The following is an 11921-nucleotide window of genomic DNA, read 5'->3' as shown; positions in this document are numbered from 1 at the left end:
TACGAATGCTTAAGTATTGAACAGTTATGAAAGCTGCGTGTGAATTTTCATCGATAAACCTTGCGAAGCCAGGTTTTATAAGGGTTCAGCTTGTTTTTTAGGGTATCCTTGCCGTCCCTTTATTATTGCTTGGCGGCATAGCTGACAAGCTAATGTGCATTAGCGCTCATCGACACAGATACTCTTTTATGCTTTACAACCAGAATTTACCCGTAAGATACCCGAAAGGGACGTTCGCGATGTGGACGGTTTACAGCTTCACCGGCGCGTCGATTCTCGCCTCCATTGTGTTCTCTTTGCTTCTATTCCTGTCAATTGATGATGATCCGCTGATGCAGGTGCTGTTCGGTGGCCTCGCGGTTATTTTTGAGCTGGGTAAGTTTTTTGCCTGGTATGAAGTCGGCGAACGTAAAGCCCGTCGCCATTACGCGGGGGCATTCTCTGCCTTTGCATTTTATACCGTTTTGGCCGCCATCTCGATTGGCGGCTCTGTCGGTGGCATAAACAGCGCCACGAACAAGGCTCAGAACCACGTTAATGTTCAACAGAGCAAGGTGAATAGCTACAACATGCAGATCGATGCCATCGAGAAGCAGATTGAACTCAATAATGTTGCCGCCGAGAAATATATCCAGATGGAACGTATCGCCACCGGGGTGACACGTATTCAAAAAGCCAACGATAAGTTGCGCCTGCAGCAGCAAGAGTTGGCGACAGAGCGCGATAGTTTGCCCGTCGTCAGCCAGGGCTCGGTGCTAGGCCTGATTGATAGCCTGGCAAAATCGCTCAATATTCAGACCCAGACAGCCCAGCTAGGCCTGGTGGTCTTTCTCTCGGTACTGCTTGATTTTTTCGCGGCCTTTTTTGTTGGACTCATTGGTGAGGAGCTGCGGTTTCGAAATCAATTTCGCCGCCTGAATCCGATTACGATTGACGCCTACAATCGCACACAACATCGCGATCCTGAGTTGCTGACCCACCAGATAAACCCTTCGGAATTTGGCACCAGCGAGATTGATGATCCGGTTATCGCTGAAGCACAGGAGCCAGAAGAGCCTAAGAGCGTCTATGAGCAAGCAATTGAGGCGCTTAGCCAGAATCAGGTAAACTGCAGTAAACGTGCGATGACTCGCTTTTTGAAAACAAACAGTGAGGAAGTCGACGAGATCTTCAAAAAACTACTGGCTGAAGGCTTTGTCAGTAAAAAACCCAACAACCATTATCAGTGGCATGGCGAGGCAGAGTGCTAATCCCCTCCTGATTGATCGCTAGCAGGTTCATAACCTCACGCATCGAAATCCAACAACAGACCGAACGTGAATACGTTCGGTCTGTTATTACCAACTACCCGCTGAATTCAGTCATTGGTATCAAAAATATTCTGAAATAAAATCAGTACTCCAATCGTCATCCGATCTGAGTAATTTCAGTACCCACCAGTTTCTTATTCGTTTCATCATTATTGTTAACCTTTGGTTATCGAGATATTGGCCTGCTAAAGTCGACTGATTCGTTCCACTTAACTGTTAAACGTAAACGCTTCAGCTCGTTAGAACGTTTAAAAAACCATTCAGCATACACGTGTACGCTGAACAGAAAAACTGTACGCTGAAATAATTTTCAGGTCAATACCTAAACCAAACCACTGCAATATACTGTGTCCGACGAGCAATCAGAAAGCCGCACAGTGACCAAAAAACCAGACAAAAGTAATGAGCTTCATATCACGTTTATAATATTTTCTTTTTACAGAAATTACATTAGGCCTAAATTTTACTATCAAGAAGTTACAAGTGAATTTATTATGCCTTATGTTTCATTTGTTTTTGTTACTGTTAAAAAATACGCGATTCCATTAATTAAAAAATTATAAATTTAAATCTTTTCTGTCTCAAAAAGTTATCTTGATAAATAGTTACATTTCTCATTTTTGAGAAGGTTTTATCACTCATTTTAGAACAAAGCCATTTGACTAAATGTGTTTTTTGGCCACTATGTGGCGTACGAAAGAAGAGTGTCGGCATTGCATATGCAAGCCAGAACAACAGATGTGGAGAGACAGAAATAAAAATCAAAGCCAAATAAAATCAACAGCATGGGGTACATTTTCGTTTTTTAGCATTCACGTGACAACCTCGACATTCAGTTTGAACTCATCTTGGTTAAAAATATTACAGACAATATTCAGCGTGATACGTTGCCTATATTGGCAGACAAAGACGATATATATAAACAATTGCCTTACGATTAACTGGGTTATTTCTATTGGCATTGGATAACGAAGATGTCGTTATTTACCCGCGACTTAATGGATAAAGTATAACGATAAACTAAATGATTGAACGGTTTTATAATCTACCGCTAACTCTCTGAATTAAAAATAATGCTATCAAAACGACAGTTCGTTAAAGGTTATGCCTTTAAGGTCTTTTGGTGCGCAATGAGTATCAAATTTTATACAATAACAGGAAACCAAAATGAAAATAGCATTAGCGATCTTACTCGCCTTTGCTGCTGTTCCGGCTAGTGCCAGTGACTTTCGCATGACAATCCCGCTGGCAAGTAAACATTTTTTCTGCGCAAATGACCCATGCGTTAAACTGAATGAGTCAAACCTTGGCATTGGCGCTGAGTATGCCGGGTACGGCGTTATAAGCTTCAAGAATAGTTACAGCCGCCAAAGCGTTGCGGTATACAAGGCCTTCGAGTACGACGCTAACCCCTACCTGGGTTTCGGCATTCGCCTGGGTGGCGCGACCGGATATAAAGCAGAGTCAGGCATGGATGTAGTGCCATTAGCCCAACCCTATCTGCGAATATTACCCATGACCCACTTCAGCTTAAATTTAGGAATAGTGCCTGTCGGTTTAATCGATGCCAAAAATTATAACGCAGTTGTGACTCTGGACTCGCAAATTAGATTCTAAGATCAGTGGTGATACCCAAACCAGTTCAAGATGCTGTTTGGGTATAGACTTAATGGAAGCACTTACGAATCAGGCGCATCCAAAACACCACGACGGATCTGATCTAACTCAATAGATTCAAACAGAGCCTGGAAGTTACCTTCGCCAAAGCCCTGATTACCTTTACGCTGGATAATTTCGAAGAAAACCGGACCAATCACGGTATCGGTAAAAATCTGCAACAAAATACCCGTTTCGTCACCATCGATAAGGATCTTCAGCTCATTGAGCTTTTCTACATCTTCTTCATGGCCCTTGACGCGCTGATTTATCCCTTCGTAATAGGTATCCGGCGTATCCATAAATCTCAGCCCGCCCTGTTTAAGTTTTCTCACCGTGCTGTAAATATCCCGGGTACTCAGGGCGATATGCTGGATCCCTTCCCCATTGTATTTTTCAAGGTACTCGGCAATTTGTGATTTATCATCATGAGATTCATTGATCGGGATACGGATCTTTCCGCAAGGGGCTGTCATCGCCCGCGACAGCAATCCCGTCATTTTACCTTTAATATCAAAGTGGCGAATTTCATGGAAGTTGGCAATTTTCTCATAGAAGTTTGACCATAAGTCCATATTTCCACGCTGAACATTGTGCGTGAGATGATCGATAACTTCTAACCCGGCATCTAAATCAGCGAGTTTACGCTGATAGTCTGGATAATAATCAAAATCGATTTCGTAGATATCGTGCTCGCCAAAGCGATCAACCAGATAAATTAACGATTCGCCGATACCGTAAATCGCAGGAATATTCAGCTCCATCGGGCCAGCCTGCGGTACACACGCTGTTGCCCCCTGTTTAACCGCATAGGCCAGTGCCTGGCTCGAGTCCGCCACGCGAAATGCCATCGCATTCACACTCGCACCATGAAGAGAAGCGAACCCTTCAGCCTGACAATGTGTTTCACCATTAACGATAAAATTGATATCACCCTGCCGGTATAGCCAAACAGCTTTGTGTTTGTGTTTCGCAATTTCAGCAAACCCCATTAATCGAAACAGGTTTTTCAAATTCGCGATCCCCTTAGAGGTTGGCGCGGTAAATTCAACAAACTCAAAGCCATCCGTTCCCATTGGATTAAAGCGGGGATTTTCCATCTGTTTTTCCTCAATTTGTGCCTACTAATAGAACTAGCACTAATGAGTAATAGATGAGAAGTTCACAACGAGAGAAGTGTTATTAAAATGTAAACGGCATTTGTAAAGCATGCTTGCCAATGGAGGGGGACAGCCATTCCTATCGCGATAGGTACCTTGGGTCTATTTATTTTGATTTACTGACGAATTAATCAAATTCTGGGCCAAGTGGTACTAGATTTAATAGTAGGGAGGAAACAATGAACGTAACAAAAAGAGATAAGCTTAAATTGCCAAAACGAAAAAAAGACAAGATTAATATTGATGCAAAAACAGACATTTATCTTCCTACCTCTTCTTTCCTGATCACCGAGTTTCACCATGCACGCCTGCATGAAGCCGGATTATTGAGGGATGACGATGATGAATTCTTACATCAGTACCGGGTTTCGCTGCGTCGCAGCCGGGCTATTATCAGCCTGCTTAAAGGGCTTTTTCAGCCAGAGCAGAGCGAGATGCTGGCGACTACCTTAAAAAGGATGATGCAAAAAACCAATCTGCTACGTGATTTAGATGTCTATCTTCATAAGATGGATGACTACTATGCTGGCCTTGAACACAAGCATCATCAGGGGTTAGCGCGCTTTTTTGACGACTTGCAAAACAAGCGGAACAAGGCTTTTAAGGATTTAAAACAATGGATTAAAACAGACAATTACAAGCAGCAGTGCAGACAAGTCAACGAACATCTTGAAAGGCTCTCTCAGGCCCCCACCGAAGCGGGACAAATATCCTGCCGGAAATTTGGTCCAACGATTATTTGGAAGCGCGCTCAGAAAGTGCTGATACTCAGCCAGGCAATCGATAGTGACAGCCCGGATAGCAATCTTCACCAACTACGTATTGAGTGTAAAAAACTGAGGTACCTGCTCGAATACTTCTTGCCACTGTTTCCGGCCAAGCAGGTAAAAAAACAAATCTCAACCTTAAAGCAGTTACAGGATCTGCTTGGTGAGTTTAATGATTCATCGATCCAACAGGTGTTTTTAGCCGATTATCTGGCCGCAAGAAAGCCGAACAGCCACCGATACCTGGCCGTTGAACGATTATTAGCCATTGCTGAGCAACAACATATTACGGCAAAACATCAGATTATTCAGCAGCTCATCGATTTTTCCGACCAGCAAAACATTGACAGCTATCAATCCTTATACCGATGAGCGCCATACCATGCGTTGGTTAACGCTTGAGTTGTCGTACAATATCGGCTTCCAGTGATTCTGGCTTCTTCGTTGGCGCATAACGCTTTAACGGCTTACCATCCCGGCCGATCAGAAACTTGGTAAAGTTCCACTTCACATTTTTGCCAAGTGTGCCTGGCAAAGCCTGGGTCAGATACTTAAAAATCTCATGGCTGTTATGGCCGTTCACATCCACCTTTTCGAACATGGGAAATTCGACACCATAATTAATCTGACACGCTTCTGCTATTTGTTGATTCTCGCCAGGCTCTTGCCCGCCAAATTGATTGCATGGGAAACCTAAAACCACTAATCCCTGATCGTTATACTTAGCATACAGATCTTGCAGCCCTTGATATTGTGGCGTCAAACCACACTCACTGGCGGTATTGACCACCAGCACCACTTTACCGGCGAAATCGCTCATCGATACGTTTTCACCACGAATGTTATTAGCGGAAAGTTCATAAAAACTTGTCATCATCCATCTCCTATTAGGCTCTTGAGCACAGGGCAAATAGTCACAATATGGCCCCGTTAGCTATCCATTTCATCGGGCGTAACACTAGCTTAATACAATGTCATTCAAGTTAATGTTATACACTGAAAATATATCATTTTCAGACCTAAGTAGAATATTTGCTCTACCCTCACGCAATAATCGTTCTCGACGACAACAAATATTCATCTCTCTCGCATCTTGACGCCTTCGCGGAGCATTCATTTTGTTATGGCTTGAATACACCCGCGGTATTATGAAAGATTCTGATCGCGGTTAAGTTTGATCGGACTGGACTATAGAAAAAGGACAACCAAAGCAGAGACTGGAGAAAAAACGCACACAATCAATTTGGCCGCACCAGACTCTGCTTTTTCAGTCTAAATTCCGTATACTGCGATCTGATTAATGTCCCTAATAGTTAGAATCATGCCTGACTTATTGAATGAATTATGTGTCATGGGATTACATGACCTGCCCTTTAGCGAACAAGAACGCAGTGAACTGGACCAATTTATTGCGGTATGTTCTCCTTTTTTTGTCTCTGTTTGCCAACAGAAGCCAGACAAATCACCACATCATTTACTGCTTGGCGTGATGACCAAGGCCCAGAACGAAGCTGTCGCAGACTATCAACAGAAGAGTCAGAGTCTGCAGAATATGAAGCAGGTTTTCGAGGACACTGTCGGCGCTGACCATGCAGGTAAATTTGTGGCAACGGATAGCCAACGATTAACGGTGATCACCACAGTGTGGTTTATGGTGCAGGGTTATACTGGCATCGATTTCAGCTATGCCAATGATCATGCAGGACAGATCGCACAGGCACTGATGCCAGGCTCGCTAGAGCCTTCAACGACACATGCCGCCGAGCCAACCCGTTCCGGCTTTATGCGGGCATATTATATCGGGGTCGAACAGGCCAGCAAAAACACCTCCGCTGCAACCCTGTTTGAAACCATCAAAAAGTGGCTAAAGTAATCACTTTATACCTTAACCACCTCAGTGCTGAGCGTATGGATTTTCGCTCAGCCTATGTGGAAAAACTTGTCCTGATTTCACAATATCGGTTTGAATTGCTGATCCATATAATGCTGCAACCGCTGCTGTAATTCTGATTTTTGCCGGGTATCAAGAAAACTGGCTTCAATGGCATTTTGACTGAACTGCGCCATTTCCAGCTTGGAGGCGTCAAGAGCATGGGCAACGGCAAGATAATTCTCAGTCATATACCCGCCGAAATAGGCCGGATCATCGGAATTAATGGTCACACACAAACCTTTGCGCAGCAACTCGAGCACATTATGATCGGCCATGGTGGGAAAAACCTTGAGCTTGACGTTCGATAGCGGGCACACCGTCAATGGAATGCGGGTCGTCGCAAGGTGCTTCACCAATGCCTCATCCTCAACACAGCGCACACCATGGTCAATACGCGCGATATGAAGTAATTTGATCCCATCCCAGATATTACTGGCTGGCCCCTCTTCACCAGCATGAGCAACAGTGAGAAAGCCCTGATCTCTCGCTTGTTCAAACACATGACGAAATTTACCCGGCGGGTGTCCCTGTTCGGATGAATCCAGCCCGACCCCAATAATTTGATCTTTGTAGGGTAATGCCTGCTGCAAGGTTTCAATGGCATCTTGTTCACTCAGGTGACGCAAGAAACACATGATAAGATGACTACTGATTTCTAACTGTTCTCTGCCATGTTGCTGCGCCCTGGCAATACCATTGATAACCGTCTCAAATGAAATCCCTCGCGCGGTATGCGCTTGCGGATCAAAAAAGATCTCGGTGTGAACAACATGATCCATTTTACAGCGTTGCAAATACGCCCACGTCAAATCATAAAAATCTCTCTCCGTTTGCAGTACCTGAGCACCTTGATAATAAAGCTCAAGAAATGACTGCAGATCGTCAAACTCATACGCCTGGCGAACCTGATCCACATTCTGATAAGGTAATTCAATGTTGTTACGCTGTGCCAGTTCAAACATCAGTTCAGGCTCTAATGTTCCCTCGATATGAAGATGCAGTTCGACCTTCGGCAAGGTTTTGATAAATCCATCCATTCTATTCCCTCCCATTCAATCTCAGGTAACCAAGAGATTTCTAAAATTAATTTAATTAACAATAGTGTAGCTAAAACAAGCAAAAGAAGGAGTGACACTCGCTGGGTTATATACAAATTGTATCCGAACCGATAGGGTTAATAACGATGTGTTAGGTTTTGCCTTCTGACCTTCAGCCATATTCTAATATTGTCTTTATTCACGTATTTTCTTTTGATTAACTAAAAGGTGATACCCTACTGAAGAATTCGCTGAGGAACCGGCAATGACAGTCATTACCAAGAAAAATAACTTTTTTTATCTTACCTTTTCCCTGATTGCTCTACTGGTTGCATCGTCGCTGGCGCAGGCATTACCTCAAGGGCTTCTCGATTACTTCCTGCAATTTTTCATTATCGTGGTTTTTCTGGTGTGCTTAATCAGTCTGAAAATCGATCAAAACTGGTATCGATTTCTTCTTACCATCAGCGCCTGTATGGTGGCCACCATCCTGGTCCATAATTTCCTAAACCTGACGGCCACTAACACTGTCATGATGACATTAGTACTGATTTTTTTCGCTGGTACTTTTAAATCGACAGCTCGGCAGATCTTGTTTACCGGCGCGATTGACGGTAACAAGATCATCGGATCTGTCGCCCTTTTCTTATTGCTGGGCCTTATCTGGGCTATGGCCTATCTACTTATTATTGAATTTTCGCCCTATGCCATTAAGGGCCTCGAACCGGCCCCCTGGGGTGATAACTTCTCAACAGCGGCCTATTTTAGTTTTGTTACCCTGACCACGCTAGGGTATGGCGACATCAGCCCGGTATCACCGGTGGCTCAAGTGTTAGTCTATCTTGAAGCCATTGCCGGGGTATTTTATATGGCCATTGTCGTCTCAAGCCTGGTCAATGCGCGGCAAGACACACAGAATAACTAACGGAAAATGCCTGATATTTCAAGTATTCAAACGACACCGATACCTCTTCTCACGTTTGTTAGCTGAGACTCGGTGGCAATCAGATATTTATATGACCACCTGAATATTAAATGGCGACAATTCATTCTCAGACATTGATAATATTATTATTCCCGGCTAAAAAAATACTCCCCCTTTATTTATCATCTAGGAAAACCAACATCTGGTATTCATTTACGATCACACCAAGGTAATAGTTATTCAGCAACCTTCGTTGTTTCGGAACAAATGGTTCATTAAACTATCTTAAAATTAGAAGCAGAAAAGCTGATTAAAATAGCACAGCCCTTTATACAAGGATTAAAAGCTAACCGGAATGAAAGGCCGTCTATGATAACGGAACTCAGTGCTAATGGAATAATTGGGTGTTATCTGAACGTTTCAACAAAGCCTCGGTAAATTGATGAAAGTAGGGTTTCTTTTTGAGGAGGCTGAAATTTCTATTAAATTTTGCCTGATATAATGGCAAATCTATGATTGAAGTTCATGAGCTCACGGGAGCTACATATTCTTTATCGGGCTTTATGTTAACGGTTTTGTACAGCTATCACCTAAATATTCGATGATAGCTGTATTCAGTGCTGATCATTCGTCAGTAATATAAATATCCCGTGACTTTGCCAAATGCGTCGTCACCATTCCACATTTGATAGCCGATTTCGCTTCGTACTCCCCACTGGCGAGCGGGCGACCATTGCCAGCTAAGTGTTGCTTTGGAGTGATGTTCAGCTTCAGTATCGATAAGTTTCAATACCTGCGTATTGATAGCAATTTTGTTATTCGGATTAACCTGCATAACAATGCCCCCCTCAAGCCCAATACCCAATTCGGCTGATTGAGAGGTGATATCGCCCGTATTGATTTCGCCTGATGCCAACAGGTAGCTATGAATCGTGTTCGGATTGCCCCAGGACTTGCCCAAACCACCTTGCAGGAACCAGCGTTCTTTCCATTGACTATCATCGGGCTGACGGTCAAATCCCCCACGAGCATTCCATGACCAGCTGTTGAAAATGTCGTTATCTGGCGCTAGGGACATAACATCGAGGATATGAAATTTTTCTAGGCGTGATGTCCCTGACTCGCTAACGCTTAATTCTAGATCGTAAAGGCTGATTTGAGCTCCGGGAATAAAACCACCTGAACGATCCAATAAGTCATGATAGTTCGCACGCCATGCAAGATGCATTTTGTTGCCCGCATGGTGGTTGTAAATCGCCCCGATACCAATACGTGCGGAGCCGTGAGATTCCTCTGGTGAGATTAGCGGAACCTCTACAGGGGGGAAAGGTGACCTGACTTTAATTTTACTGCGTTCTATCAATAGTTGATTAAGTCGCGGGGCGGCGATTGTTCGATCTAAATCGGCTTCATCATAAAAGCGGAAGTTTAGCCATTCGTAGGCCATCTCAATAATGGCTGCGCGCTCAGTGTCAGAATATTGGTCGGGCTCTGGAAGTTCACCTTCCATCGCTTTGTAAGCCGCCTGTAGCTGATGCTTATCCAACTGTTCGGAGAAATGTAGCAGGCGAGTGCCATAGGAAGCGCGATAACTGGCATCTTCCAGCAAGCCTTTATCCTTCAACGCAGAGATTGTATCTGATGGTATAGCACTGAATGTAAACTGATCAGTTAAGTTGAGATCGTCACGCGCCAGTTGCAGTAATGACAGTAATTGGTATGAGCAATTTTCGTCCATATAGTAGTAATCGAATATGGCCGGTTGCAACTCCCACAGGTGAAGTATAATTCGCTCTACTTCACTTTCGGTCAGATTAAGCGGAAACTCCCAGATATCCCGAGACTCTAAATCATTATACTCACGAACCTTTCTGTAGTACGGCATCACACTGAAATAGCCAGGGTAGCTACCTGCGAATCCCTTTAAGGCAAATGTTGCAGGGTTATCCGATGGATCCGGATCGGCGGCAAAATTGATAGCATATGCTACCAGCTCTTTATGTTTTGTCTGATTATGCGCATCGATTCGCAGAAGCGTGTGTCCAAACATGGACTCAGGGTTATTGATAAACGCGGTAGGAAAGACCATCGTCAATCCCTGAGGGGAAATGGTTGATTTCCAATCATCAAAATCCTCACAAACCGGAGTAACCTGCTCGAATTGCAGGCTCTCTTTTAACCATGCAAACCGCGCCGGGTACTGGCAAGCATATTTTTCATAGTCACTGCCACTGAACTTATCCAGCGTCGCTTGAAGTTCTGATAATGGGCTTTGTTTACCTTCTGGCGAGAGAAAGAACTCCGGACTATCAACCTGACTTTTCCATGCTGATAATACTGCTGGTTGATAATGCCCCAATTTGAGCCAATAGGAATGCTTTGAGAGTGTCTCGATGTCAGCCTGGCTAAAATTGTTCTGTGCATGTATTTCAAACGACAAGACAGGTGCAGAGAAAATAAACAGAGAAGTAATGAATTGTTTTAATGACGGAATTTTAAGCATGGGTAACCATAAATAGAAAAGCGCCCAAGCACGAATGCATGGACGCTCTAATCAGAAAAACTGTTATTAAGACAGTGTATAGCCTGCTAGAGCTGAATCATTAGCAACTACGCTGTTTAGGTTGTTCATTACTTCGTCAGAAGTCACATTAGTCGATGTGAATACATTTGCGAATTGTGATTGAACAAGCTTTGCAAAGTGAGCTTTGTCTGCTTCTTCAATACCCCAAACTTCAGAAAGAGTTGCTAGGCTGTCACCTTCGCCACGAGCCATGTCACGTGCAAGCGTATCCATGTTACCGTCGATGAACATAGCAAGTTTTTCAGTAGATGTGATCTGGCCGTTACCATCACAACCTAGAGTACCGAAAGTAATACCAAACGTCTGGTTACCAGAAGTGCCGTTCAGAGTCGCGCCAAGGATCTTCATTGGTTTACCTTCTTGACCTTGAAGAACCATAGAACCCAGACCACAACCAATATCTTGATCAGCCATTGCGTTGCTGAATGGAAGAAGTGAAATAGCAGCCACTGCAAATAGTTTTTTCATTATTTCTAATTCCTATATATCCACGTCATTTAATGTGCGTGAATTGTAAGTTTTGCCTTATTAATAAGGCTTGAAATGCAT

The 11921-nt window shown here is 43.7% G+C and carries 10 protein-coding genes; 5 read left to right on the top strand and 5 right to left on the bottom strand.

What is annotated here, in order from left to right; all coding sequences use genetic code 11:
- The first annotated feature begins 188 nt into the window (after positions 1–188).
- Positions 189–1250, top strand: coding sequence for a Preprotein translocase subunit SecY (locus R3289_RS03960; RefSeq protein ID WP_413466669.1), 1062 nt, complete (start codon positions 189–191; stop codon positions 1248–1250).
- Positions 1251–2477: 1227 nt separating this feature from the next.
- Positions 2478–2927: a hypothetical protein gene (locus R3289_RS03955; RefSeq protein ID WP_318924188.1), complete on the top strand. Its 450-nt coding sequence runs from the start codon at positions 2478–2480 to the stop codon at positions 2925–2927.
- Positions 2928–2989: 62 nt separating this feature from the next.
- On the opposite strand, the gene hppD is transcribed toward R3289_RS03955, so the two are convergent.
- Positions 2990–4066 (bottom strand): 4-hydroxyphenylpyruvate dioxygenase, encoded by a 1077-nt coding sequence (hppD, locus tag R3289_RS03950; RefSeq protein WP_318924187.1) that lies wholly within the window; start codon positions 4064–4066, stop codon positions 2990–2992.
- A gap of 239 nt (positions 4067–4305) precedes the next feature.
- On the opposite strand from hppD, the gene R3289_RS03945 reads away from it, so the two are divergent.
- Positions 4306–5265 (top strand): CHAD domain-containing protein, encoded by a 960-nt coding sequence (locus tag R3289_RS03945; protein WP_318924186.1) that lies wholly within the window; start codon positions 4306–4308, stop codon positions 5263–5265.
- A 19-nt stretch (positions 5266–5284) separates the two neighbouring features.
- On the opposite strand, the gene R3289_RS03940 is transcribed toward R3289_RS03945, so the two are convergent.
- Positions 5285–5767 carry a glutathione peroxidase gene (locus R3289_RS03940; protein WP_318924185.1) on the bottom strand — a complete coding sequence of 161 codons (483 nt, stop codon included), beginning with the start codon at positions 5765–5767 and terminating at the stop codon, positions 5285–5287.
- Positions 5768–6214: 447 nt separating this feature from the next.
- On the opposite strand from R3289_RS03940, the gene R3289_RS03935 reads away from it, so the two are divergent.
- A complete protein-coding gene (locus tag R3289_RS03935; protein ID WP_318924184.1) occupies positions 6215–6766 on the top strand; it encodes a hypothetical protein in 552 nt (183 codons plus the stop codon).
- A 77-nt stretch (positions 6767–6843) separates the two neighbouring features.
- On the opposite strand, the gene R3289_RS03930 is transcribed toward R3289_RS03935, so the two are convergent.
- On the bottom strand, positions 6844–7863 hold the full coding sequence (locus R3289_RS03930; RefSeq protein WP_318924183.1) for an adenosine deaminase: 1020 nt from the start codon (positions 7861–7863) through the stop codon (positions 6844–6846).
- Between the two features lie 265 nt (positions 7864–8128).
- Here R3289_RS03930 and R3289_RS03925 point away from each other — a divergent pair, with 265 nt between their 5' ends.
- Positions 8129–8788 carry a potassium channel family protein gene (locus R3289_RS03925; RefSeq protein WP_318924182.1) on the top strand — a complete coding sequence of 220 codons (660 nt, stop codon included), beginning with the start codon at positions 8129–8131 and terminating at the stop codon, positions 8786–8788.
- A gap of 631 nt (positions 8789–9419) precedes the next feature.
- On the opposite strand, the gene R3289_RS03920 is transcribed toward R3289_RS03925, so the two are convergent.
- Together R3289_RS03920 and R3289_RS03915 are read right to left on the bottom strand one after the other, a co-directional pair.
- Complete coding sequence (locus R3289_RS03920; protein ID WP_318924181.1) at positions 9420–11291, bottom strand: DUF4105 domain-containing protein; 1872 nt, start codon at positions 11289–11291, stop codon at positions 9420–9422.
- A gap of 66 nt (positions 11292–11357) precedes the next feature.
- Positions 11358–11840: a DUF3015 family protein gene (locus R3289_RS03915; protein WP_318924180.1), complete on the bottom strand. Its 483-nt coding sequence runs from the start codon at positions 11838–11840 to the stop codon at positions 11358–11360.
- Between the last annotated feature and the right edge of the window lie 81 nt (positions 11841–11921).

It is taken from the genome of Photobacterium sp. (genome assembly GCF_033720175.1).
Lineage (GTDB): Bacteria > Pseudomonadota > Gammaproteobacteria > Enterobacterales > Vibrionaceae > Photobacterium.
This window is presented reverse-complemented; position numbering and strand designations above follow the sequence as displayed.

Bases quoted from the DNA above. Each gene is read 5' to 3' on its own strand.
- R3289_RS03960 (WP_413466669.1), top strand. From the start codon at position 189: ATGCTTTACAACCAGAATTTACCCGTAAGATACCCGAAAGGGACGTTC.
- R3289_RS03955 (WP_318924188.1), top strand. From the start codon at position 2,478: ATGAAAATAGCATTAGCGATCTTACTCGCCTTTGCTGCTGTTCCGGCT.
- hppD (WP_318924187.1), bottom strand. From the start codon at position 4,066: ATGGAAAATCCCCGCTTTAATCCAATGGGAACGGATGGCTTTGAGTTT.
- R3289_RS03945 (WP_318924186.1), top strand. From the start codon at position 4,306: ATGAACGTAACAAAAAGAGATAAGCTTAAATTGCCAAAACGAAAAAAA.
- R3289_RS03940 (WP_318924185.1), bottom strand. From the start codon at position 5,767: ATGACAAGTTTTTATGAACTTTCCGCTAATAACATTCGTGGTGAAAAC.
- R3289_RS03935 (WP_318924184.1), top strand. From the start codon at position 6,215: ATGCCTGACTTATTGAATGAATTATGTGTCATGGGATTACATGACCTG.
- R3289_RS03930 (WP_318924183.1), bottom strand. From the start codon at position 7,863: ATGGATGGATTTATCAAAACCTTGCCGAAGGTCGAACTGCATCTTCAT.
- R3289_RS03925 (WP_318924182.1), top strand. From the start codon at position 8,129: ATGACAGTCATTACCAAGAAAAATAACTTTTTTTATCTTACCTTTTCC.
- R3289_RS03920 (WP_318924181.1), bottom strand. From the start codon at position 11,291: ATGCTTAAAATTCCGTCATTAAAACAATTCATTACTTCTCTGTTTATT.
- R3289_RS03915 (WP_318924180.1), bottom strand. From the start codon at position 11,840: ATGAAAAAACTATTTGCAGTGGCTGCTATTTCACTTCTTCCATTCAGC.